The 25,507-nt window shown below is 28.5% G+C and carries 25 protein-coding genes; 5 read left to right on the forward strand and 20 right to left on the reverse strand.

The window, feature by feature from the left end; all coding sequences use genetic code 11:
- The first annotated feature begins 82 nt into the window (after window positions 1-82).
- The 5 genes from prfA to BA195_RS05780 all read left to right on the forward strand — a co-directional run bounded on the left by prfA (window position 83) and on the right by BA195_RS05780 (window position 4,483).
- A complete protein-coding gene (gene prfA, locus BA195_RS05760) occupies window positions 83-1,159 on the forward strand; it encodes a peptide chain release factor 1 (RefSeq protein ID WP_068703320.1) in 1,077 nt (358 codons plus the stop codon).
- A 239-nt stretch (window positions 1,160-1,398) separates the two neighbouring features.
- Window positions 1,399-2,637 (forward strand): tyrosine-type recombinase/integrase, encoded by a 1,239-nt coding sequence (locus BA195_RS05765; protein WP_068703322.1) that lies wholly within the window; start codon window positions 1,399-1,401, stop codon window positions 2,635-2,637.
- A gap of 59 nt (window positions 2,638-2,696) precedes the next feature.
- The gene (locus BA195_RS05770; RefSeq protein WP_068703324.1) at window positions 2,697-3,011 is read left to right on the forward strand and encodes a helix-turn-helix transcriptional regulator; all 315 of its coding nucleotides are present in this window, start codon (window positions 2,697-2,699) and stop codon (window positions 3,009-3,011) included.
- 2 nt (window positions 3,012-3,013) lie between these two features.
- Complete coding sequence (locus tag BA195_RS05775) at window positions 3,014-4,270, forward strand: type II toxin-antitoxin system HipA family toxin (protein ID WP_068703326.1); 1,257 nt, start codon at window positions 3,014-3,016, stop codon at window positions 4,268-4,270.
- Window positions 4,271-4,282: 12 nt separating this feature from the next.
- Window positions 4,283-4,483 (forward strand): hypothetical protein, encoded by a 201-nt coding sequence (locus BA195_RS05780; protein ID WP_068703328.1) that lies wholly within the window; start codon window positions 4,283-4,285, stop codon window positions 4,481-4,483.
- A 112-nt stretch (window positions 4,484-4,595) separates the two neighbouring features.
- Here the strand turns inward: BA195_RS05780 and BA195_RS05785 are convergent, their stop codons facing one another.
- The 20 genes from BA195_RS05785 to BA195_RS05880 form a co-directional block, all read right to left on the reverse strand.
- Complete coding sequence (locus BA195_RS05785) at window positions 4,596-5,831, reverse strand: McrC family protein (protein ID WP_068703330.1); 1,236 nt, start codon at window positions 5,829-5,831, stop codon at window positions 4,596-4,598.
- Window positions 5,824-9,021, reverse strand: coding sequence for an McrB family protein (locus BA195_RS05790; RefSeq protein ID WP_068703332.1), 3,198 nt, complete (start codon window positions 9,019-9,021; stop codon window positions 5,824-5,826). Before BA195_RS05790 ends, BA195_RS05785 begins: the two co-directional genes overlap by 8 nt.
- A gap of 23 nt (window positions 9,022-9,044) precedes the next feature.
- Window positions 9,045-9,419 carry a DUF6979 family protein gene (locus BA195_RS05795; protein WP_068703334.1) on the reverse strand — a complete coding sequence of 125 codons (375 nt, stop codon included), beginning with the start codon at window positions 9,417-9,419 and terminating at the stop codon, window positions 9,045-9,047.
- Complete coding sequence (locus BA195_RS05800) at window positions 9,412-10,257, reverse strand: HNH endonuclease (RefSeq protein ID WP_068703336.1); 846 nt, start codon at window positions 10,255-10,257, stop codon at window positions 9,412-9,414. The genes BA195_RS05795 and BA195_RS05800 overlap by 8 nt, the downstream gene beginning before the upstream one ends.
- Window positions 10,254-10,958, reverse strand: coding sequence for an OmpA/MotB family protein (locus tag BA195_RS05805; RefSeq protein WP_084443081.1), 705 nt, complete (start codon window positions 10,956-10,958; stop codon window positions 10,254-10,256). Before BA195_RS05805 ends, BA195_RS05800 begins: the two co-directional genes overlap by 4 nt.
- Before the next feature lie 2 nt (window positions 10,959-10,960).
- The gene (locus tag BA195_RS05810) at window positions 10,961-12,187 is read right to left on the reverse strand and encodes a MotA/TolQ/ExbB proton channel family protein (RefSeq protein ID WP_068703338.1); all 1,227 of its coding nucleotides are present in this window, start codon (window positions 12,185-12,187) and stop codon (window positions 10,961-10,963) included.
- Between the two features lie 27 nt (window positions 12,188-12,214).
- Entirely contained in the window at window positions 12,215-12,817 is a 603-nt protein-coding gene (locus BA195_RS05815; protein ID WP_068703340.1) for a hypothetical protein, read from the reverse strand.
- 10 nt (window positions 12,818-12,827) lie between these two features.
- Window positions 12,828-14,015 (reverse strand): restriction endonuclease subunit S, encoded by a 1,188-nt coding sequence (locus BA195_RS05820; protein WP_068703342.1) that lies wholly within the window; start codon window positions 14,013-14,015, stop codon window positions 12,828-12,830.
- On the reverse strand, window positions 14,008-15,633 hold the full coding sequence (locus BA195_RS05825; RefSeq protein WP_068703344.1) for an HsdM family class I SAM-dependent methyltransferase: 1,626 nt from the start codon (window positions 15,631-15,633) through the stop codon (window positions 14,008-14,010). The genes BA195_RS05820 and BA195_RS05825 overlap by 8 nt, the downstream gene beginning before the upstream one ends.
- 9 nt (window positions 15,634-15,642) lie before the next feature.
- Window positions 15,643-18,708 carry a type I restriction endonuclease subunit R gene (locus BA195_RS05830; RefSeq protein ID WP_068703346.1) on the reverse strand — a complete coding sequence of 1,022 codons (3,066 nt, stop codon included), beginning with the start codon at window positions 18,706-18,708 and terminating at the stop codon, window positions 15,643-15,645.
- A gap of 134 nt (window positions 18,709-18,842) precedes the next feature.
- Window positions 18,843-19,124, reverse strand: a complete 282-nt coding sequence (locus BA195_RS05835) for a hypothetical protein (RefSeq protein ID WP_068703348.1) — start codon at window positions 19,122-19,124, stop codon at window positions 18,843-18,845.
- 20 nt (window positions 19,125-19,144) lie between these two features.
- Window positions 19,145-19,372, reverse strand: coding sequence for a hypothetical protein (locus BA195_RS05840; protein WP_068703350.1), 228 nt, complete (start codon window positions 19,370-19,372; stop codon window positions 19,145-19,147).
- 239 nt (window positions 19,373-19,611) lie between these two features.
- The gene (locus BA195_RS05845) at window positions 19,612-19,842 is read right to left on the reverse strand and encodes a ribbon-helix-helix domain-containing protein (RefSeq protein WP_068703352.1); all 231 of its coding nucleotides are present in this window, start codon (window positions 19,840-19,842) and stop codon (window positions 19,612-19,614) included.
- Between the two features lie 42 nt (window positions 19,843-19,884).
- Window positions 19,885-20,472 (reverse strand): ParA family protein, encoded by a 588-nt coding sequence (locus BA195_RS05850; RefSeq protein WP_068703354.1) that lies wholly within the window; start codon window positions 20,470-20,472, stop codon window positions 19,885-19,887.
- On the reverse strand, window positions 20,426-21,346 hold the full coding sequence (locus tag BA195_RS05855; RefSeq protein ID WP_068703356.1) for a DUF5712 family protein: 921 nt from the start codon (window positions 21,344-21,346) through the stop codon (window positions 20,426-20,428). Before BA195_RS05855 ends, BA195_RS05850 begins: the two co-directional genes overlap by 47 nt.
- Window positions 21,336-21,851 carry a BfmA/BtgA family mobilization protein gene (locus BA195_RS05860; protein WP_068703358.1) on the reverse strand — a complete coding sequence of 172 codons (516 nt, stop codon included), beginning with the start codon at window positions 21,849-21,851 and terminating at the stop codon, window positions 21,336-21,338. The genes BA195_RS05855 and BA195_RS05860 overlap by 11 nt, the downstream gene beginning before the upstream one ends.
- A 168-nt stretch (window positions 21,852-22,019) precedes the next feature.
- Entirely contained in the window at window positions 22,020-22,865 is an 846-nt protein-coding gene (locus tag BA195_RS05865; RefSeq protein WP_176714954.1) for a toprim domain-containing protein, read from the reverse strand.
- Window positions 22,866-23,082: 217 nt separating this feature from the next.
- Window positions 23,083-24,288 carry a primase-helicase family protein gene (locus BA195_RS05870; protein ID WP_068703359.1) on the reverse strand — a complete coding sequence of 402 codons (1,206 nt, stop codon included), beginning with the start codon at window positions 24,286-24,288 and terminating at the stop codon, window positions 23,083-23,085.
- A gap of 90 nt (window positions 24,289-24,378) precedes the next feature.
- Entirely contained in the window at window positions 24,379-24,669 is a 291-nt protein-coding gene (locus BA195_RS05875) for a helix-turn-helix domain-containing protein (protein ID WP_141677654.1), read from the reverse strand.
- An 85-nt stretch (window positions 24,670-24,754) separates the two neighbouring features.
- A complete protein-coding gene (locus BA195_RS05880; RefSeq protein WP_068703363.1) occupies window positions 24,755-25,420 on the reverse strand; it encodes a hypothetical protein in 666 nt (221 codons plus the stop codon).
- Window positions 25,421-25,507 lie beyond the last annotated feature (87 nt).

The raw sequence follows: 25,507 nt of genomic DNA on the forward strand, positions 1-25,507 counted from the left end.
GAATAAAAACAAATTTACTTAAACAAATTTTAAAAATATTTTAGATAAAAAACGTAAATTCGCAAACTAGAAAAGCAAGAAGATGTTAGACAAATTAAGAATTATAAAACAACGTTATGATGAGGTATCGGATTTAATAATCCAACCAGACGTTATAATGGATCAAAAACGTTACGTTAAATTAAGTAAAGAATACAAAGATTTAGGTAAGGTTGTAAAGAGAGGAGATGAATACAAAAGTCTAACAGATGCTATTGAAGAGGCTAAAGAAATTTTAGCTGATGGAAGTGATGCCGAAATGGTAGAAATGGCAAAAATGGAAATGGACGAAGCTAAAGTTCGTATTCCTATATTGGAAGAAGAAATTAAGTTTTTGTTGATTCCGAAAGATCCAGAAGATGGAAAAAATGCAGTAGTTGAGCTACGTGCAGGTACTGGAGGAGATGAAGCTAGTTTATTTGCAGGAGATTTATTTAGAATGTACACAAAATATTGTGAAGGTAGAGGGTGGAAAGTTTCTACAGTAGATTATTCTGAAGGAACCAATGGTGGATTCAAAGAGATCCAATTTGAAGTTTCGGGTGATGATGTGTATGGAACCCTAAAATTTGAAGCAGGCGTACACCGTGTACAGCGTGTACCACAAACCGAAACACAAGGTCGTGTGCACACATCGGCAGCAACTTGTATGGTTTTTCCAGAAGCAGAAGAATTTGATGTAGAAATAAACCCTAAAGATGTGCGTATTGATTTTTTCTGTTCTTCAGGTCCAGGAGGTCAGTCAGTAAATACTACTTATTCTGCGGTGCGTTTAACACATATTCCAACAGGATTAGTAGCGCAATGTCAAGATCAAAAATCACAGCATAAAAATAAAGAAAAAGCCTTTAAAGTATTACGTTCTCGTTTATACGATTTGGAATTAGCAAAAAAGCAAGCCGAAGATGCAGCAAGAAGAGGTACTATGGTAACTTCAGGAGATCGTTCTGCAAAAATTAGAACCTATAACTATCCGCAAGGTCGTGTAACAGATCATAGAATTGGTTTAACATTATACGATTTATCTAACATTGTAAATGGTGATATTCAAAAAATTATTGATGAATTAATGTTAGCAGAAAATACTTCTAAGCTAAAAGAATTAGGAGAGACTATTTAAATTTATTTTTTTGTTTAAAAATAGATATAAAAAAAGCAACCAGAATAGGTTGCTTTTTTTTTTGTGGAGACGCCGAATATACTTTAGCTTAATTTTTATTTGTCAGTAAATCTTTATATGTTGTTCATATATAGGGGTTTGATGGCTTTTTTCATGTCTTGTTAATAACTTTTATACTAATAAGATATAACAAAATTATCAACGTTTCTATCAACGCGTATTATTTTAAAATAAAAATTATGAAACACACATTTTGTTTAAGAAAACCAAAAGATGTAAAAGAGACATTAATTATATTTTCTTGCTACTTTAAAAATGAGAAAAAGCAATTCAAATACTCAGTAAGAGAATCTATACTTCCAGATCATTGGGATTTTGAAAATACAAAACCAAAAAATAAAGGAAAAAACATTGCTATTGACCAAAAACGTATTTCGAGTATTATCAATAAATATTCTGCTGAGTTTAATAGCTATAACGCAAAATGCGAATTAAGCGAGTTAGAATTTACTAGCGAGCTTTTAAAGAACCATTTTAATAAAGTTTTTGGAAATGTAACGACAAGTAAAACATCTTTTTTTGAAGTCTATGATAAATTTATGGAAGAGAAGATAAAACGTAAAGAATGGAAAAAGTCAACAATTAAAAGATATAATAACATTAAGAACTTACTATTAGAGTTTGAAAAAGTAAAAAAATATAAACTAACATTTAGTAAAATCAATAATACATTCTATACTGAACTAACAGATTTTTGCTATGAATACAAAGATCATTATACAAACACTTTTAATAGAAACATCGGCTTAATTAAAACATTTTTATTTTGGTGTTTGAAAAAGGAATATACATACAATAGAAAGTTTACTGATTTTAATAAACCCAACCGAGTTTTAACAAGAGAAGAAGTTTTAAGCTTAGAGAATATTAAAGAGTTATATAATTTTAATTTTATAGAAAAACATTTAGTTGAGATTAGAGATACTTTTATTTTTCAATGTTTAACAGGAATGAGGTATGGAGAGTTGAAAAGGGTAAATAAAAGAATAATTAATAATAATGATTGTATTTTGTTAAAAGAGGAAAAAGATAGTGGAAAACCTACTAGAGAGATACCTTTGATGTCTATTTCTAAAGCAATATTAGAAAAGTATGATTATATCCTTCCTCTTAGGACTAATCAGAAAGAAAATGATTATATAAAAGTTATTTTAAAAGAAGCTGGTTTCACTCATGAAGTAGAATATACTAGAACTAAAGGAGTAGAACAGAAATTATTTGTTAAAAAGTTTTATGAACGTATTTCTACTCATACTGCTAGAAGAACTTTTGTAACTATAATGAGGAATAAAGGAATTCCTGATAAAACGATAATGAGTATTACTGGACATAAAGATATTAAAAGTTTTAATATGTATCATCAAGTAGATAATAGTGCTAAAATTGATGCTGTTAAATCTGTGTTTGAAAAATTTTAAATACTTAACGGGTAATAAATTACTCGAAATAACTATATTTGTGTATTAAATTACATGTTATGACTAAGAAGATATCGATCATATTACCGAAATTAGAACGTTTATTAGAAGAAATGGGAGAGCAAATAAAATTAGCTCGTTTAAGAAGAAAGTTAAGTACTGAACAAGTATCAGAAAGATCTGGAGTTAGTAGAAAAACTCTTTATTCAGTAGAAAAAGGAAAAAGTTCTGTAAGTATAGGTATTTATATCAAAGTACTAAATGTGTTAGGTTTAGAAAAAGATATTTTACAGGTAGGTAAAGATGATGTGTTGGGTAGAAAACTCCAAGATATTGGTTTAAGAACTAAAGAACGTGCTCCGAAAAGAAAATAAAAATGAAAAGAACTATTTATATATATGCTGATTGGTTAACTTTAAGTGAGCCAGTATTAATTGGAGAATTATATTCGGAGTTATTAAGGGGAAAGGAGATATTCTCTTTTGCATATAATAATGTATGGTTACAATCTGATTATGCCTATCAATTAGATCCAGATTTGGGTTTGTTTGAAGGCATACAATATTTGAATGACGATAAATCTAATTTTGGTTTATTTTTAGATTCTTCTCCAGATCGTTGGGGTAGAGTGCTAATGAAAAGAAGAGAGGCTGCGCTCGCTAGGAAAGAAGAAAGAAAGGCAAATAAATTATTTGAAACTGATTTTTTATTGGGTGTTTTTGACGGTCATAGAATGGGGGCTTTACGTTTTAAATTGGATAAAGAAGGCTCTTTTTTAAATGATGATGAAAAATTAGCAAGTCCACCATGGACATCGATAAGACAATTGGAACAAATAAGTTTACGTTTAGAAGAAGATGATAGCTTAGATGATCCAGATTATTTAAAATGGTTACAAATGTTGGTTTCTCCAGGTTCTTCTTTAGGAGGTGCAAGACCTAAAGCAAGTGTTTTAGATAACGAAGGCAATTTATGGATAGCCAAATTTCCTAGTAAAAATGATGGAGATGATATCGGAGCATGGGAAATGGTAACGTATGAATTGGCAATTCAATCTGGTATTGATATGGCAGTTTCAAAAGCTCAAAAATTTAGCAGTAACCAACATACATTTTTAACGAAACGTTTTGATAGAACAGTAGAAGGAAAAAGAATTCACTTTGCATCCGCTATGACATTATTAGGGTATACGGATGGTGTAGATGCTTCTTCTGGAGTTAGTTATTTAGAGTTGGTAGATTTTATTACAAAAAACGGAGCAAACCCAGAAAGTGATTTAAAACAATTATGGAGAAGAATTGTTTTTAGCATTTGTGTATCAAATACAGATGATCATTTAAGAAATCATGGTTTTTTATTAACAGAAAAAGGTTGGGAATTGTCTCCAGCTTATGATATAAATCCTGTAGAAACAGGAGTTGGACTAAAATTAAATATTTCTGAAGACGACAATTCGCTTGATCTTAATCTAGCTACTCAAGTAGCTCCTTATTTTAGAGTAACTAAAGATGAAGCTAATATTATAATTAACGATATTATAAAAATAGTTTCTAGTTGGAGGGATTACGCTAATAAATATAAAATTTCGAGATTAGAGCAAGAAATTAAAGCTGATGCTTTTATGAGAGTTTAAATTGTAAAAATTATGAAAGAAATTTTAGAATATAATGGGTACAGAGGGAGTAATGAGTATAATAGTTTAGACAAGGTTTATTTCGGGAAATTAATAGGTATATCTGATTTAGTAACCTATGAATCTGAAACAGAAGAGGGGTTGAAAAAGGAATTTAAATTGGCAATAGAGGATTATTTACAAGATCTAAAGGACTTAGGTAAAGTACCTTAACAAACTTAACGAAATGAAACAAGCAAAGACTTGAGATAAGGAACGAATGTGACTTAGTGATGGTTTTGGGAAGCTTGAACGAGGTAAGTTTTGTTTAAAGTAATATTTGTATTTACGATGTTTTTAAAAGCTTCAAATCGATTAAAATTCTTCTAGCTATATTCTCATCTAAAATATTATTTTCATTAAAAATAGTTGTTTTTGACAATTTACATTGATGGTGTTTTTCTTTACTATCTATTTTATCAAAGTGTATAAATTCACCAAAATCCGTTTTTGTGGAAGGGTATAATAATATTGCTTTTTGAGCATTCCAATAATCATTATAAACATACATTTGCCTTAAATCATTGGTAGACGGCTTTGCGTTGTCTATTTTTTTCCATTTGGTATCAATAACAAAAGTTTCTTTTGATTCTCCTTGTTTTTTCTCAATAATAATGTCGGGTCGAATGGTTATACCATTCCAAAAATATTTATCATTTTGTCCAAATACCTTTAAGTTTTTGGTTTCTTCCTCTTTTAGTCTTGCTAAAATATATTCTTCCCAAAGTGAATTCATATTAAAAAGTAATGCTAACATCTTTTCTGATCCTATAGAAACATTTGGCGCATAATTTAATATAATAAGCCTTGCTATAGCTAAAGCCGTTTTATAAGGAGCTGTTTTTCTATTTTGAGGAACTTTTGAAAAAGTATTTTCGGATGCTTTTATTTTTTTAACATCAGGAAAATGTAAAAATGTTTTTTTGCATTGATGATACAAATAGTTTCCCTTACTTAAGTTAGAAACAATATCTAAAGCTTGATGTAAGATTTGATGTACTAAATGGTCTTTATCATAAATTTGATGCGTAGTATAAAAACGTTCTTTATGTATGATATTTTTAGATATATGACCAGAAAATTCTAATTTTCCTTTTAAAGCTTTTACGTTTTTAGTCTCTTTATAATATTGCTTTATTAACCCTTGATGCATTAGTAAATTAATTTCTGTAAGAAACCATTCAAAATAAATATCTAGTAAATGGATTTGTTGCTTTTGTACATTTGCTTCACCTACTTTTTGCACTTTAAGCTTTTTGGTAACTCTAAGCATTTCTATCAAAGCATTTTGCCAAACAGCTTTGCTATTTGTATCACTATCAATTTTTGGTAATATTTCAATAGTTAAGCCTTCTACTTGAATAACACCAACATATTCTTTAAACTTTATTCCATTATGACGTAATTTAAAATACTTATCATTATGCAATTCATTTAATTTTGATAATGCTACAAAATGATTTTCTTTAAATACCCCTTCAATAGGTAAAAACTCATGTTCAAAAACTTGAATTCTATTCATTTACTATAGTTTTCTTTAAAAGAATATTGATTGCTTTTATGATATCGAAATTCTCATCTATAGTTTTTAAATGGAATATTTTTCCCTTTTCAGGATAGTTTTGAGTGTCAAAAGAAGCGAAAATCTCTTTATCAAACCTTAACGTTTCTTCATTGAAAAAACCTTTCCCTAAAACCAAACCTATTTTTTCATAATCGCCATAAAAGTATTCTTGCAACAATGGAATAATATTATTTTTAAAAGCGTTTTTTAAGCCCACAGTATCATTTTCTTTTAACTTAATAAAATAAGAATGCCCAATGGTATGATCTCTATCTAATAAAATTTCTATACGTTTATTTATAGTTTCTAAAAGTTCTTTTAAACTTATACCACCAATTTCTAACTCTAACAAACTTGGCTTAGGCATTATTTCCTTAAACTCAAATCGACGGCGTAAAGCGGTGTCTAAAGCTTCTACAGATCTATCAGCTGTATTCATTGTTCCAACTATAAAAAGATTTGGAGGTACTCCAAATTTAGTTTTACTGTATGGTAATTGCACTTTCAAAGCTTCATCTTCTCCTAAACGCTTGTCTTTTTCTATTAAAGTAATAAGCTCTCCAAATATTTGAGATACGTTTCCTCTATTTATTTCATCTATTATTAATACAAAAGGTTTGTTTTCTTCAATGTTTTCTTCAGTAATATTATATGCATTCAAAAACTGTAATAAATAATCGTAGTAAGACCTTAAACCTCCAATAATATCTCTTTCGCCAAGTGCAATGCCTTTTAAAGTGTCTATTACTAAATCATGACCAGTTCCTCCAGATGCTTTTCTAAACTTTATATGCTTGTCTGTTATTGATGTTATATGATAAGTTTTTTTTGTCATTGCAATTTCAACTTTAGAATCTTCAGACTGTTCTAATTCGTCTCTTAACTTTTTGAGTCTTTTATCTAAATCTACTTTTTTAGATACAGAAACTACTTTATCTGAGCTATATAATTCGGCATCATTACATATTTTTTTAAAGATTCCATCTTTAATTTCGTATGTTACTAATCCATCTTTGGTTTGTGGTTTAATACCTTCTACAAATTCTTCATAACTCATTGATTGATGAAAAGTTGTAAATACAATTTGATTTAAATCTACTAGCCTTTGATATTCATCTTTAATTATAGAACGAGCTTGATGTAAGTTAAAACCAGGATTTGCAATGGCAACAGCTTTAGAAATAGTAGCATACGTTTTTCCTGTTCCTGGAGGTCCATAAAGTATTTGATTTACAGGTGTTTTGTTCGAGTTAGGTTTTACACTAATCATTTGTGATGTACTAAATTTCTGTTCTAAAAATTGATAATAATTAGTTTTACCTAAAATTGCTCTTGGTCTATGATTACTCTCTCCATCACTATATTTAAAAAAAACACTATTTTCATCTTGATATGCTACTTTATCTATAGTTTCTATTATAGTTTTATAATTTGATTTTGAGACTTCAAATATATTGGCATCAAAATATGTATTATAACTATCTAGATATCGATTTAATACTTCCTCATCGTTATTAAAGTAATTGGATTTTGGTTTATTAGTTAACCAGTCAATAAATTCTTGTTTAACGTTTTCCATATTTTTATTTTTTGACCAAATAGCATTAATATGTATTGCTTTTTTCACCTCTTTTATTGTGGTTAGGTACCCTCCGAAATTAACTTCAAACGGATTAAAATTCTTTTCCCAATTTATTTTTAAATTCCTTCCGTCTTTTAAATTTTGAGTTACAATTCCTCTAGCTTTAATTGACATTACAGACTTTGTTTTTTCTCTTGTAAAAGCAGATTTTATGGCTATAAAACTTCCAACAGCAACTTCATTAACATTTTTAAGAAACTTATCTTCATATCCATTTTCCCAAATACCCTCATTGACAAATCTTTCAGTTTGATTCATAGGTGTTCTGTCATCCCAATATGCGCCAACTAAGTAATATTTATTTTTCGTACCGTTTTGGTTTAAAATATTTTCTCTATACTCTTTATCAAATAAAGCTTTTCTAAAGGCAGAATTATCATAAGATTTGGCCAGAGCGTGATTGTCCCTTTCTATTTCATTTTCTACAGCAAATTTTATTTCCTTATAGTTATCTAAAACTTCTTCAAATTTTCTGTCATTATAAAGATAGGTGCTTTCTTCACCAGAAAACACTTCTCTTTTACTATTATCAGGTTCTGAGTCTTTATTTGAAATGTAATCAAAAGTTTCTTTTTTGACATTCAAACAATAGCGTTTCCCTACCTGAAAACTCAAACGATTTTTGGCTATACTAAATACAAACCTTTCTTCGTCTTGGATATCTAAGTCTTCTTTTAGGCTATCTAGTATATTAAAATAGTTTGATAGAGCATTGATATTTCCTTTTTTTACAGTTTTTTCAAATTCCTTTTGATCTTTTATAAAAATAAAATCCACCTTAGAGTTTAGTTGAGACCATTCATCTTTATTATTTATAGTGTGGTTTAGATAATCATCCCAAACATTAAATCTTAAATCTTGATTTTGAAATTTCTGTTTTGTTAAATTATGACCTTTATGGATACCTCCAGTTAAACCATTTAAATCAATTGTAAAGAATAATTGATATGCATACTGGACACTAGGAGCCGTTTTAGGAATTATAGCAACCCAAACTCTATCTGAGCCATAATTTTGTGAACCTTGAAAACTTACAATATGTTTAGTAACATTCTCTAATCCGTTATCCTCTATGATATTATTTGCCAACTTATTTAATAGGTTTTTTATTTCCTCATTTTTCGCAGAATTATGAATGAATGGAAACAAAATTTTAAAAGCATGTTTCCAATTAGGAAACATACCTACTTTACTATTCTTGTAATTTATCAAACTTTGTTTCACAGAATCATTTAGATCGTAATATCTTGAAACATCTCTTTTTTCTATTGCCGCTTTTAACTGCTCTAAAATATTTGGATCCAAAATATTCCCTTTTTTAAGTTCGTTGGCTATTAAAAAGCGGAGAGTATTTACGGGTTTAAAGTCTCGTTCAGGTTTGTAATTACTTATAACTTCTTCTAAATTTTCTTGTCTTTTGTTTATATATTCGAATAACTCATTTTCATTAGTACTTAGTTTATTAAGGAGTATGGCATTTTCTTTTATTATTTCAATTGTATTCATTTATCTTCTTTTTCAATATTTTTTTAATTCACAATCAAACCATTCTCCCAAAGTGCCAACACAACATCCATTTGAGAATTATGACTTTTATTTCCTAGCTCTAGTTGTTCCCATAATTCTTTTGGTGAAAATAGAGTTTGACTAGTTTGTTTTAATATTTTAATAGCTTTTACAGCATACGCTTTATTGTCAATAGACCTAGTATATTTCCCTTCGGGTATTCCTTTAACCAACCCTTCTTCACATAAACCTAGATAAGTAGCTTTAGGGCAGCTTTTTTCTTGAGAGCTTTTGGAATCAAATATTACTTGAGCAGTTCTTGAGTATATTTCTGTTATAGAATAGTTTTCTTTAAAATTTTGTGTGCTTTTTATAGCAATTAAGCCGTATTTATTCATAGCTGTTTTTTATTGTCAAGTAATTTTTATTTGTGTCTGTATTATTTTTTTTTTCCCACTTTTGCAAACTTTTTAAATTATTAGCTTTTATATAACCATTATTCTTTTCTATAAAATTAATTACTTTAAAAGGTTCAGATTTAAAGTTTAATAAATGATTAGTATTTACTGTAGCATGACACAATACACAAAGAGGTTTTAAATTATTGTAATTATTGTTTTTTTTATCAGAATCTATATGATGTACTTCTAAAAAATATTTTTCATTTTCCAAATTAATATTACAATTACTGCAACAATAAGCTGCTTTTTCTCGGATAGCTTCTGAAATTTGTTTCCACATAATTACATAACCATCTTTCTTTGTTTTTTTAGCTATATCAGCATTAGAATTTGCGTATTCTATAACATAGTCAAACCAAGGTTTACCTTTTGCTAAAAACTTATAAAAACTCCTTTGACTTTCTGAAACACAATTTCCACATAAAGGTAGTTTTTGTAATTCATTTAGTTCCAGTTTTCTATCATTGCAATATACTTTTACAGGCATTTTACTGGAAAAAACAAAACCACTATATTCTTTAATTGTTCTGCAATTACAAACATGAAAACTTGGTAGTTTTTTGTTTTTTAAAATAAATGTTTTGTACTTATATGAAAACATCATAAAAGCGTCTTCTCCTTTTTTGTAAAAAAATCTATTTCCTTCTCGTTCTACTTGAGAGTAGTTTATGTTTTCTATAGGTTCAAAAAAATAATTACTATTTTTTTTTATTTCTGTCAATGAGAGTTTTTTAATATATTCAGCTAAATCGCCTTTGTGAAAATCATATATCATTTTTCTTTTGTTTTAACAATCTCTTCAACCAAATCTTTATTTGATGTAACTATTTTAAATTCTACTCTACGAGATAGTTCATTGTTAACTTTTTTATCAGAAGATAAATAGATAATATCTTTATTTTTATTTAAAGCTCTAGAAAAGGATAGCCCGTTTGATGTAAAAAGAAAATCTAATCTTTTTTTTATACTGTCTGGGTATTCTTTGTAAGATTTGTGATTTCTAATATAGTTTAAAACTGATCTTGCTCTATTTGAAGACAACTCTAAATTATAATCATAATTATCTCTTCTCTTGTCTTTTGGCGGATCTGTATCAGTATGACCTTCTATTCTAATTTCAGAAATATTATTAATATAATTATTTGCTGTTATAATTTTTAAATATTTAGGTGTAAAAATATTTAACCTCTTTTTAAATTCTTTGGTCATTTTTGATCTCCCAGATGTAAATAATTCTTGATTCTTTTTTTTGAAATTAAAACGTACAGTTCCATCTGGAGATAATTCTATTGTTTCTTGATTTAATTCTTCTTTTAAATTTACTTGTAATGCATTATAAATATCTTGCTCAACAAATTTGTATTCAATTACTTGTATGATATAATTTATAGCTATAAACATAAAAATAATCATAAGCCCAGTCATAATGTCTGAAAACGAAATCCAATAAGAATCTTGACTTTTTCTTCTAGACATACTTATTTTGTTTTATTAATAAGCAACTGTAATTGAGCTTTCATTATTTCATCTAAGCCTTTAAAAGTATTATTAAGGCGATTTAAAAATTCTTGGTTTAAATCTTCTATTTGTGTTACTTCAAATGATTTTAATTCTATTAAGCTTTCAGATAGAGCAGATACCATAGATTGTACACTAGTTTCTTTATGTAGCCAATCGGTAATTTCATTTTTAGTTAAATTTAATGCTTCTGTAGTATTTTGTAATTGATTTGTATGTTCATTTACAGCAATACTTGTGTTTTTTAAGTTTTCTACCGAGAAGCTAATGTTAGAGATTACTTCACTAAACCTTGATTTATCATCGAAAGCAGCTTGAAAATCATCAATAATTGTTTGTAGTTGACTACTACTACCAGCAATTAAATCTAATTTAGAAACCCAATTATCTGTATTTTTAACAAAGTCTTCATGATTTTTTGCTAACTTTTCATAAGAATCCTTAATTAAAGTAATGTCACCTTTGTAGTCTTTTTGCCAAATAATAAGTTGATCTATAGATGCTGTTAGGTTTTCAAAATTTTTAGAAACTAATTGACTTATTAGCTCCTTAAATGTTTCATTAAAATCTACCATTACTGTCATTAAAGCTTCTTGAATTGCATCTGCACTCTGTGATGCCATACTTTTAAAAAACTTATCTAACTTTTTCTGTAGTCCTTTGGTACCATCTGAAATGTTTTTTAACTTATTTTCTCTAATATCATGAAGTACGTCATAAGAATTTCTTGTCTGTTTGTTTATGTCTATTAAATTATTATTGATACAACGGTAAAAGTCTAATTCTTTATCATCTTCTGGGTTTGTAATTACACCAGAATTTAATTTAAAATTGATAATTATTTTAAATACTAAAGAAAATACGATACCAAATATTGAAGTATAAAAAGCTGTTTTTAAACCTTCTAATAAACCAGAAATACTATCTTTAATTGCACTTGGGTCTGTATTAAAGTTAATTAAACCATAAGCAATCCCCAAAAATGTACCTAATAATCCTATGGTAACAAATGTTGCAGGTATGCTTTCAATTAAATAGTAGTTTGTATATTTTTTAATTTTGTTTGGTATTGTAACAGCTAATAGCGCATAGATTAACCAAGCAATTAATAAATACCATGGTAGTTCTTGACATACAAAAACTAAAAAACTATCACTAAATTCAAATATTCCAATTTTTTTATTCATTTTCTTCTTTTCTTTTCAATCTTAATTTTATTTCCTTTCTAGCATTTTTTCTTCTAAAAGAGCGTTTTCGTAATTATTTTGAGTTGACAATTTTAATTGTACCTCATTTATGGTAGTTGTGAGTTCTATAGCTTTTTGTTTATGAACTATTAATTCGTCATTAAGAGTTACATATTTTTTATAAACGCTAGATTCTAGTTTCATTTTTAAATTATGAATGTATTCTTTAACATTAGCAAACGTACCAAATGCTATGAAAGAAAAAATAGAAATGATAATGATTGCAAGTTGATTCCAATTTAAAAGATCTCCTAGCGCGGTAATTTTAAAAATAAAAAATAGCAAAGCATTATAGCCAAGATATACAAGTGTTAAGCCTAAGCGAACACCAAAATAAATGCGTTTAAACTTTTTGTTTAGCCGAATATTTAAGGCTTCTTTTTGCTTTATTAATGCTTTTAGTTTTTGATATTCTTTTTGAAGTGAGTTTAAATAACTTTCATTAGTATTACTTGGTTTTTCTTCTTTTTCTATAGCAATATTTACTTGGCCAAAAGAACCGATGAAAATTAAAATAACAATTACTATAGTTATTATTAGTAATATGTTGTTGTCTTTTTCTTTTTTCATAGTAATTTATTTATTCTTGCATTGTTACCTGCCCATTCATTAACATAGGCAATAACCAATCTCTTAATTCTGATAGTTTTTGGTTTTCATCTTTATTGTTATGAATTCTTTTATATATTGGAATAATACTTTTATCTAAAGCTCTTTGAATGTTTTTGTTCAATGGTACAGCCAATTTTACATCTGCAATTGATTTAGTATTGACCACGCCTTGTACAGACCCACCTGAAGTCGATTTTATTTGTTTTACTATATGTTTTGTATTCAGTGTCTGATATAAAAATTCACTTGAATAAACTGTATTATCCTCTGGTTTAACAACAACAACGTTGAGACAGTTTGCTGGCTCCTTTTTATAATAAATTGATGAAAGTCCACTGTCTCCATGTCTTGCAACTAGAATATCACCAGATCTCAACTGAGATTTTAAATTCTTATTATGAAATTCATTATTCACATAAACTAAATTATTCATATCAAGCCCAGCTAAGCTTAAGTTACCCGTTCTTATTAACGGAATACCTTCCGTTTGGGAACAGAAATATGGTTGGCATTTACCTACGAAACCAACACAAACTCTATTTGCCATTTTATCAATAGTTTTCACTTCCCAACCTTCAGGAATCTCCCGCTTCAATTCTTCATTAAAAACCATTTTACCACCAGAAGACTTATAAGATTTTCCGTTTTTATCGGGAAAATCGAATTGTACAAACCAATAATCATAGAGCGTTTTTGCCATCGCTTCTAATTCTTGGTTTATTTTATTGTTGATTTCTATTTTGGCATCTAAATCTGAAAGAACTTTGGCTATTTGTTTTTGAATATTAAGACTTGGTAATTTAATAGGTACATCGTAATAAGCGCCGAAGGTCATACTTGGAACTCCCGTTCCTGTATTAAGATGACTTAAATCTAATAGCTTTATATAATTATACAAATAATAAGGGTCAGCTTTACTTTCATCAACAATAGAATAATAAATAGTATCTACTGTCCAAAATAGTTCATTTACATATTGTATATTACTTAATGTTCCTTTTCTTGGTAATAAAATACTTTTACCTTCATAAAGAGATTCATCAACATACCTCATTAAACCACCACTTCCATAAACTGGAATATTACCTTGGTTGAGATGTTTGTAATCTCTACCGTTTTTAATTTTAAGTAATTCTTCGAGTTTATATTCAGTCATAGTTCAAACTCTTTAAATTCTTATGAATCTCTTTTTCTAAATTTTTAGATTCAGAAAACAAACCTTCTAAATTACTTTCAAAATTTTTCATTTTACTAGTAAACTCATCCGCAGAAATATCTACATAATCAATTTTTACTTCAAAATATTGTCCTGCACTTAAACTGTAATTTTTAGCTTTTATATCATCATAAGAAACAACTACAGAAAAGTCTTCTTTAGCTTCTTTACTGTTAAAAACATCAATAATTTGTTGTTCTTCAGCTTCGCTTAAAACCGTTTTCTGAGTTTTACCGTCTTTTACTTTGGTTCCTATGTTAGAGGCATCAATTAATACCACATCCTCAGTATTCATTTTATCCAAAAACAAAATACTTACATTGGTTCCTGTAGTAGCAAAAATATTAGATGGCATAGAAACTACACCGGCTAGCATTTTACTTTCCACTAATTTTTGTCTAATCTTTTTATCAATACCACTTTGCGCAGTTATAAAACCTGTGGGTACTACAATAGCCGCTTTACCTTTAGCAGATAAGCTGTGCATAATATGTTGTATAAACAACAAGTATATCGCCATTGATTCTTTCTTTTTGGCAGGTACTTTTGGGATGCCCGCAAAAAAGCGTTCTTTATTGGCTTTAGAATCTAAATCGGCACTATAATCAGAAAAATCTAATTTAAAAGGTGGATTAGATACAATGTAATCAAACTGTTCTAGCTGTCCGTTTTCTTGTTTATGGTACGGATGCTGAATGGTATTCCCTTGTATAATGTTTTGTATGGAATGTATCAGGTTGTTTAAAATTAAATTTAAACGCAATAAAGCAGAGGATTTTTGTGAAATATCTTGAGAGTAAATGGTACATTTATCTTCTCCAATAGCATGCGCAATATTCATTAACAAAGTACCTGAACCCGCACTAGGATCATAACAGGTAACATTGTTTACAGTATCATCTGTCACCAAACAAGCTGCCATAATTTTAGCTACAGCATGAGGTGTAAAATACTCTGCATATTTACCACCACTATTGGTATTGTAATCTTTTATTAAATACTCAAATATAGTCGCAAAAAAGTCAAACTTTTGGGTAAATATATGCTCAAAGCTAAACGTAATTAGTTTGTTTACTAAAGCCTTACAAAAAGCATCTCTACTATCCGTAACATATTTGCTAATGTTTTCAAACAAGACTATTTTTTCGCCTCCCTTAGTTTTTACCGAGAAAATGTCATTGTTGGCTTTAGCAACATCCAATAAGGTTTGATCAAAAACCTCTGCAAATTTGTCTTTATTTTGTTGTTCAAACAAACGCGACAATAAGTTTTTAGGAGCAATACGTGCTGTATTCTCGCTAATTTGCATGCTTAACATTTCTAAATCATCATCGGAATAATTTTTTAAGGCTTCGTCAAAATTTTCAGCATTCGCTAAATCGGGTTCCAATTGCTTTAATTCGTAAACATATTTATCGTTCAAAAATTTATATAAAAACACTTGAGTAATTACTTTAAACTCGTTTCCGTCATTCCCTAAACCGTAATTGGCACATACACTTTTTAAATCATCAATTAGTGCTTTGGTTTGGGTTTCAAATTGTACTGTACTTGTCATTTATTTATATTAAGCAACGTATCCGTTGTATTCGTTCATATATTCTTTAACTATAATACTATTAATACGCCTTACATCGGTAGTAGTAATAGGAATATTTTGTTCCTTTTTAAATTGGTTCACTACCAAACGCATAACCATTTTTTCTACATAACTTTCGTTTTCTAGAATCTTAGCATTCTGTAATATTTCTTTATCTACCGCTGTTTTTAATCCTTTTAAAGCTTCAAACAATTTACGTTCACTATCCGTTAACGGATTCTTTTCTAATAGTCGTTTGTGTATGCGAGCGTACTTAGCATCGTAATCATACTTCGCTCTAAGCAATTGGTTTTCTCGCTCTAACTTTTTGGCTTTATCATAAATAACATTTAAGGCTTTAATGTTAGCTTCCATTTCTTCTTTAGAAACTTCACTTAAATTCTTCTTTTTAAATAAGCGTTCCAATTCCTCACGTAGTGACACAAAAACAGGATCTTTCTGGTCGAAGTTTCCTCCTAACATTTCACGTGTTTTTCCTAAGGTATTTTTAAGCTCATCTGCCAATACCATTTCCTCTTCCTTAACTTTTACAAATGCAAAAATAACATCTTCTAAAGCGGTGTTTAATATATTAGCGGTTTCCACATTATGCTCTAATGCTTCTTTGGTATTGATTAATGCTAAACGATCGTTTGTTAAACGAGATAATACCGATAGTTTTCTGAAATCTAGTTTTTCTAATAATTCAAAATTACCCGATAAACGAATTAAATTATACAATTCCTTAGCATTGTTTAATGCCTTAGCTAGTTGTCTAATTTCAGTACGTTCGTTAATCTCCGAAATTTGATCGCTAAAAATAGCTGCATTTTCGGTATCGTATTTAAACAAGATATCTTTTATTTCTTCAATCTCTTCCTTAATTTCTTCGGCTGATTTAAATAAATTGGAGTAATGCTCCATTTCATCACCTAACTCAGACTGTAACTCGTTAAAATAATCCTGATTAGTTTTATCAAACTCTCTCTGAATATCAGCAAAATCTACTACAAAACCGTATTTATGATTTTTGTAAGTTCTATTTACTCTAGTTAGTGTTTGTAATAAGTTATGACTCTTAATTTTTCGTCCGATGTACAACTTCTTCAAGCGTTTGGCATCAAAACCAGTCAACAGCATGTTGTAAACGAACAAGAAATCTATATTACCTGCTTTATAATCGGCTACCCAATCTCTTCTATCTTGCTTAGTACCTATGTCATGTAAGATTACTTGCGCAGTTTTAACGTCTGAAGTTGTTTTTTTAATAGCGTAGGTTAACTCTGTTTCTGCTGCCATACCCAATTGAGCTTCTGGTTTTACAGCATACTTTTCTAAAAACAACTCATGCATCATTTTTGCCTGATCAGAAGAATCGCAAACGACCATACCACCTATAGTATTGTCGCTCATGGCTATTCTACCTTGCTCTAAGTCTTTTACCACATAATCTAACATAGGTGCTACAAACCTTTTATGGGAATAGATTACTTTTTTATCGGAGTTACCCTGTAAAATTTGAAGTTCTTCTAAAACTTCTTTTAAAGCCAACTTATAATTGGTTTCTATTTCCTCACGTATTAAACGCAAAGTATAGCCATCTTTAATAGATAAGTTGTAATAATATTTGTGAATGTATTCTCCAAATAAGGTTTTAGAGTTGTATTCTTTACCTAATAAAGGTGTACCTGTCAATCCTATTTTTATTGAATGCTTATCTGCTAATTCTAAATTGGCTAAAAAACTTCCTTTAGGATTATAACTACGGTGTACTTCATCTAAGAAAAATACACGTTGTACACTTAAATTGTAATCGTTGTTTTTAATAACATCGGGATCGTCTTTAAACTTCTGAATGTTTACTACGGTAATCTCTGCTTTACCAGAATCGTTATGAATTACCTTGGTAGACTTTATATCTTTTGTAAACTCGTCCCTACTGTTAATTTTATGTACTATTAAACCTCGTGCTGTAAATTCTTTAGCAGCTTGAATTAATAAGTCTAACCTATCTACAATAAAATAGAATTTAGGGATGATATCTTTTTTCTGATAATAGTCGGTTAAGTGTTTTACATTAAAATAGGTTAAGGCTGTTTTACCAGAGCCCTGTGTATGCCATATAATCCCTTTTCTTAAACCATTCTCTAACTTATTCTCTATAGCTTTTGTTGCAAACAACTGCGGGTAACGCATGATATGCTTTTCCAAACCGTTTTCTTCTTCTACATATGCAAAGGCATATTGTAAAATGAATTTCAAACGATCTCTTTGGAATAAAGAAGTAGATATACTATTTGTAGGTTTATTAGGAGATTTATTAGTAGCAAACTCTTTAGCGTTTTTAATACTTAATAAATTAGTGTCTTTTAAAACAAAATTTTCTTCATCGTCAGAAAGAGGTTGTAATAATTTCTCTAAATCGAATGTTTCTTCTTCTCTAAAATAATTGAATATCGGTTTGTAGTAGTTTGTTGTACTATAAAAAGCACCTTCCAACATGAGTGAATCGTCATCGCTATAATTCATGTTGTTAGAAAATACCATTAATTGTGTAAAGTTAATGAACTTACGGAATTTTTTATTCCTAAAACGTGTTTGCATACGTTTATGCTCTGCTAAAACACCATCTCTGTTATTCGGTTTTTTAACTTCTATAAACACCAAAGGCATTCCGTTTATTAACAAAATAATATCTGGTCGGAATGTTTCATCATCTTTTTGATATGGAAGTTCTGTTACAACGTGAAATGAGTTATTATCAAAATTCTCAAAGTCGATTAGTTTAATCTCTGATTGATCAATTAGCTTATTGTAAAAAGCACGACCTAAATCTTCATTTTCTAGCGATAATGAAACTTCATCATATACTTTTTGAATATCGTTTGTAGATAGCTTAGGATTTATTTTTTGAAGTTGCTCCTTAAATATATCGATAAATATATTTGTTTCTACATCCCATTTAGCAGTTTTTAGTGATAGGTAAGTATACCCTAACTTCATTAAATGCAGTATACTAGGTATCTTAACTCTCGAATCTTCGTTGAATTTCAATTTTTTTTCTTTTTTAGAATCCTAAAAATACTAAAAAAGACCATTATATACTTATGGAATTCCATAATTATATAAAAGTAGTTTTCTATAAAAAGAGAATAATAATTTTGTTATTAGGTGTTCTAATTTTTTGTTTAAAAAATGATTATTTCTTTTGATGCTGTTTGTTTAGCTATTTCACTTTCTTTTATTTGTTCGTCTGTTACCGATTCAAAATCTGCCCAATGTTTTTGCTCGTAATTGTACAGTAATTTATTTAAAGCTTTACGAGTTTTGTTAACTTTTTCATTTTCTTTAGATAACAGGCGTAATTTTCTACTTGCAATTTTCCCTCTTTGAAAATCTAATTCATTATCAATTAATCCTTTTTCTAAAAAAGAAGTTATATTGTAGTGTAATAATTCTTTTAAATTCATTCTTGTGTATGATTTAGAAGTTATAAGTTAGTAAGACGTTGGTAAAATTTTAAAGTATTAAATATAATATCTTTATTGATTTCTAAATTTTGGTGCTTTAAAGCTATAAACTCAAATGAAACAGCTTTATATTTATAGGAATTTGATAACACATCTCTATATTCTTCTATTTCTTTGTCAAGTATTTTATGTTCAGCGAATAGTTCTGGTAATGAAAATTCATTAATTAGTTTGTCAATGTCGGCCATAATTTTTTTATAAAAAAGTAAAGCGTGGAACTCTAATCTTGGGAATCAGAGGTATCGCCAAACACCCATCCACCACAAGAAAGAGCCCACGCTGTACGTGGGCGTCTTAACTTCGATATTGGTGGATTTAAAATTGGCGATTTTCTGACCCCAAATCAAAAGCTAAACGCTTTATAAATTAATATGTCTTATTTTTACATCTGTAAATCTATTGCAAGATACTACAGATATTTTAAATGTTAGGTTGTTTTAATATAGTTTTCTAAAGCTTTATTAATGATGTATTTGATACTTTTATCTTCGTTTAAAGCTCGTTGTTTAATCTTTTTAAGCAGGTTTTTATCTAGGTAAAAAGAAAATTGAACTTCTTCAGTTTCTTTAACTGGGATAGGAACTACCTTTTGAATCGTTTTAACTTGGTTATTGGCTTTAGCTTTATTGATTAAATCATTAAAATTTTGTTTTTCCATAATGCTAGAATTGTAGTTTTATATAAATATGTATTTATAGAATTATATGAGTTTTGTTAGTACTTCTTTTGTTAGGTTGTCTAATTGCTTTTGAGCATTTTTATTATTAACTCCACCTACTAAAACCGAACGAGTAAAAGCAACCAAGTCAGATATACGAGTCTTGGCAATAGGAATGTTGTATTCTTCTAAGCTTATTAAAATATCTAGAGTCAGTGTAGTATTGGGTTTAATCATATTAAAAACCAGCATAGATTTTTCTTGTTTGTTTTCGTTTTCAATTAATTCGATAGTACTGTTAATGGCTAATAAATCTAGTACACCTGCTTTGGTTGGTATAATGATTAAATCGGCTACCTGTATTAATTCAGGTAATTGTTGAGATAGGTAAGGCGGAGTGTCAATGAAAATGAAATCATAGTCTAAATTTTGAATTTCTTTAATTCTTCCCTTGTACGGAATAATTTCAAAGTCTGTAACCAAATCTTTAACAGATGAAAGACTTCCTTGTAAGTCTAAATCAAGAATAGCAACCGAAGCGTTTTTCGAAATGTTTTGTGCTAGGTTAAAAGTAAGTGTTGATTTACCTGTACCTCCTTTTTGATGTGTGATAAGTATTTTTTTGCTCATGGATGTTTTCTTTTGTAATTAAAGTTTCTTTTAACTTGATCTTGTTTTTCAGTTTTTTTATTTCTTTAGGAGAGCCATTTTTAAGTATGTATTGATTTTGAAATTTTTCGAGTTCTTTTCTTTTATAGTTAAAGAAAGCGTCGAAAGTTGTTTCGTTTGTGTTAATCCATTGCATTCTATCAAAACCTACACGATATTTATTTCCTCCAATAGACCTGTCAGTTTTTCTTTCTTTTGTAGTAGGAGTAAGTTTTAACCGTTGATTTTTACATTTTCTACTAACAATAATGTGTATATGAGTGTTAATGCCAGGTTTCAGGTCACCTGCTTTGTAGCCTCCTTTTATAACTTCTTCGTTAGTTCCTTTAAATCGTCGGAAATGTTCAACTTTCCCGAAATAAACCAAGTCATCACCAGAAATTAGACCTTTTTCCTGTCTGTTAAAATTTGCAGCATAGTTGGTCATTACTTTTCTAGCATATTCTATTATGATACGGTTATACTCTCTGTATTGAGTTGTATTTAATTGCCATATATCTTTAATTTCATCATTTTTAGAAATTATACTAAGAATATGTTTTAGTTCTTCTTGGCTAAAGCTAATAGTTGGAGCAAAATATTTAGCATCATTTTTACCTAACTTCTTTATGTTAGTGTCTATGGAATTGATAACTTCATTGGTGCTAATATTTTGTTCATTATGTGAAAAAAAGAATTGTTTTCTTCCTTCAATGTTCCTTTTAGCTTCAGAAGATTTTTGAACTAGTAACAATTTATCTAAATCATGATTTTCCTTTTCTAAATATAATGCGAGATTAGAACAGCTACCAGTATTAGCAGCTCCTAATGTACTGTGAGGTTTGCTAATTGGCATTGTTGAAAATTGAGTTTAATTTACCTTTAAGTCCAGATTTGTTTTTTTGATCTATTAATTCACATATAGTGTAAATAGCTTCTTGTTCTTTTTTCATGTTTTTCTCAATATCTTCTATTTTTTGAGAAATAATTTTAAGTTTTTGATTTGTAGTTTGTGTTCTTTCTGAATCAAATTTGTTTACTTTTATTATTGCATCTTGAATCCATTTTGATAAATTTTCATATTGCTTTTTTTGCTCAGCAGAGTATTCAAAAATTTCATTTCTTAAAGGTTTTAGAATATCTCTTTCTTGAACTTTTAAGAAAGAAACAATTCGTTTATCTAACACCTTAATCATTGTAGCAGGATTATCATTTGTAGTTTCTAAGGGGTTGATACCTGTCTTTTTAAAATAAAGGATCATGGACTCGGTAAAGTCTCCATATTTAGCACCGAATACATTGGAAATTTTTACTAACTCTTTATGATGGAATTCGTCAATAATTATACTTTTTTTCTTCATGTTATAATTTTTAGCACTGTTATTCAGTGGGTTAAGTTCTTGGTTATAGTTTGGTTATAAAGTTTTATAAATAGTTGATGAATGTAATAATCACATTTACAGTAGTTAAGCCTCGCAGAGCAAGTTGAATAATAGGGGTTTTGCCCCTGTTCAACTTGCTACCTTAAATCAGGTACATTTTGACATTAGATAATCGTTTAGATCATTATAGTTTTTATAATGAATTCTACAGTCAATTAACTCTTTAGATACTTTTTTTTGAAGGTGTTTTAAAGCTTTGTTTCCAGCTTCATCATTATCAAAAAAGCATTTGGTTTTTGAATAACCTTTAATTAGTTCAGGAATCTTTTGCGTAAGAGAAGTAGAATTCAAAATGATAAAATTTTCATTTGGAATTATTTTTTTTAAAGTCAAATAAGAAAGAAAGTCAGACCAAGATTCGAATAAAGAAATTATACCAGAATTATTGTTAATTGTTGTAATAGCTTTTTTGCCTAAACAGCCTTTAAAGTATTTATTTCTAATTTCTAGCCCACCTAAATCATTCATAAATCCAACTCCGAAATACTCTTTTTTAGCATTGAAAGAGTAGTGAACTTGAAATAAAAAACGCTTAGCAAATTCTATATTTATCTTTCTAGTAGATAGATAATTTAATAACAGCGGATTGGTTAGTTCGGTTATCTTCTTAATGGAATACGTATTAGCTGGAGGTTGTTTTTTTTGAGGTTGCTGATGAAAAGAAAAACTATTTGTGTTTAAAGTATCCAATACTTGTTTAATAGAACAGTTATTGATTTTTTGAATAAAATCGATAATTGTGCCTCCAACACCTTCTCCGAAATCGTACCAAATATTTTTAGTAATATCGACTTTGAATGAAGGTGTTTTTTCATTCCTAAAAGGAGAGCAAAACCAAACAGAATTTGGAGTGTTTTTTACAGGAGTAAATCCTTGTTTTTTTAAGTAAGAAACAAAGTCTATTTTTTTAGCTTTAGAACAGTTTATTTTCATAATTCGTGGTGTATAAAAAAATGTGTAAAAGTTGATGATTTGATGACGAAACGTCTGTGTTTCTTTATTTGTAAGACTTTGTTGCGTCATCAAAATGTCATCAAGTCATCAGTTTTTTTCTATTGATGTCATCAACTTTAAATCTTGATGACGCTTTGATGACGATTTTGATGACGGCTTAACCTATTGTATTTACTAGGTTTATTAACTAAAAAGTTTACTCTGTCATCAAATCATCAAAGTTTTTGAGTAAAAATGTTTTTTTAAGTGTAAAAAACCTTCCTTTTGTGTTTAATAACACAATTTCACCATCGCTAAGAATAGAGAATTTTTGATACTTAAAACAGTTGTTTTTTTGAGGTAATTTCCAGTTGTTTTTAAGTAGTTTTCTAAGTTGTGTTAAATCGGTTTTAATACGAGTTTTATTTAAAGCGTTTAGCAAATCCATTATACTGAAATTGATTTCTTCTAAATCGAATTTTTCCATAACACTAATTAGTAAATGGGCAATTTCTTTTTCAACTCTATTTCGGTTGTTATTTACAAGTTTGGTTAAAGCTGTAGTGTGAATTTGTTGTGGGGTAAACCACATTCTAGTTTTTCTTTCACTAGCAAATTCTCGTTTTAATGTAAAGTTTAAGAATGCAGGAATTTCAGATGTTAATTTGCTCAGAAAATTAACATCTTCAAACTGTAGTTTTGGAATCTTAATAACCCAAAATCGAATTTCATCAGCATCAATTTTAATAAAAGAATCTTCTTTGTTGCTGCACATAATAAACTTGCCGAAAAAGTCCACTTCAAAACGTTCTTTTCCTTTAGCTTCTATTTTGTTTTTATTAGCAGTTGATAAGTATTTTATTTTTTCAGTTATTTCTTCTTTTTGCACAAAGGCTTCGTCCATTCCTGATATTAACTTATTCCCCCAGTCTAGATTAAAATTACTGTTAATGGAGTGGCTATCTAAGTAACTCATATTGTGTCCAAAGACTTCTTTAAGATATTTTAGAAATGAACTTTTACCTGTTGCTCTTTCCTTACTGACTAAACATAAAACAGGTAATGAATGTGTTGGTTTTTCATACAATAGTTTAAAGTAATCTAATCCATACTCTAGTTGACTACCGAAAATGTGTTTGAAGAAGTTTAAGGTATTTTGTATTTCTCCATTTTTAGGTTTATGAGAAAGAGGGGAGTAAGTGTTATAGAAACTATGAATGGTTTTAGAAAAATTAATGTGATTAGGGAAACATATGCTTCCATCGTATTTTGGGATTTTAGTTAAATAGTTTCTGTTATGATCTTGTATAATGGTATTTCTATCCCATTTTATAAGAGTTTCATTAAATTGATTATGAATTGTTGGGACTTGAACTATTTTAAAATAAGACGTACCAATTCTTAAGTATGGTATTTGTTCCATAATTAATTAGAGAATAAACCGTATATTTGTATTACACGGTAGTTAATACTGTGTTTTGGAAAAAATTTAAAGCGTGATTGGTAGAAGCAATCACGCTTTTCTTTTATACTTGAAGTTTTTCAATGTTTGATCTTTATTGAAAATTTGGTAATGGTGGATTAGTTTTCTTTTAGGTCCAACTTTTTGAACCTCTATGCGTCCATCATTAATGTAATTGTCAATCGATTGTTTTGACAATTTTAAGATTTGAGCAGCCTCAGCTCTTGTGTAATAATTAAGAGTATAGTCCTCAGGTTTTTCTTTTATTTCAAGAACTATTTTTTTTAATTCATTTAATTGATTAAAAATTTGTCCAAATGGATCTACATATGTTTGTGCCATAATCATGTGTTTTTTTGTTTATCTAGCACAAATATGAGAGGTAAGATATAAGAGAATTAATTCGAATTAATTCTTTTATATGTTATTATTGAAATTTTTCTAAAAATGATTTAATTTTTATTCTTTCTTTAATAAAATCATTTTCAAGAAGTATAGGAACGTATACCTTGTACTCATCTTTTTTGAATAAACTTTCTAAATTTTCTTTTGTTAATTTATTGAAAGCATTTTTTAATGTTCCGCTATTCGTTATTTTTTTTTCTTTTTTTACTATCATTTTACAAATAGTTATTCTGTCTTTATCACTTTGTAAGAAACTATCTTTTCTGTAAAATTTTTCTTCTAGTAAATATTTTAAGGCTACTAACTTATATTGTGAGATTTTTTTTCTTCCAGCTTTAATTTTTACTTGATTATTTGTCTCCTTAGTAAAAGGAATCAGCATAGGTATTTTTTTTAACTGAAACCAAATAAAAAATATTAAAAGCCCTATAATTAATCCAAACCCTAAATAATTAATAGTTGCATTGCTAGAATTAAGTCTTATTAAAGATTTCATTAAAGTACCTGGAGCAATTAAAAGGGTAAGAGAAAATAATAATTTTAATCTATCTACATTTGGATTCCAATTAATTTTACCATTCCAGAGATAGGGAGCTAGCTTCTTAGTGTATTGTCTTGAAAATACGCCTATTTGAATTAAGTAAATTCCAATGAATAACAAAAAAAGAGGAACGTAATAATTTGTCATAATTTTATATTTAATTAAGTTTAATTAGGATAAAACTATTAATTTTGAAGAGAAGTGACAAATTAGAGTTTTGACATTTAATAAGTT

Origin of the sequence: Tenacibaculum soleae (assembly GCF_001693415.1) — a bacterium.
GTDB classification, from domain to species: domain Bacteria; phylum Bacteroidota; class Bacteroidia; order Flavobacteriales; family Flavobacteriaceae; genus Polaribacter; species Polaribacter soleae.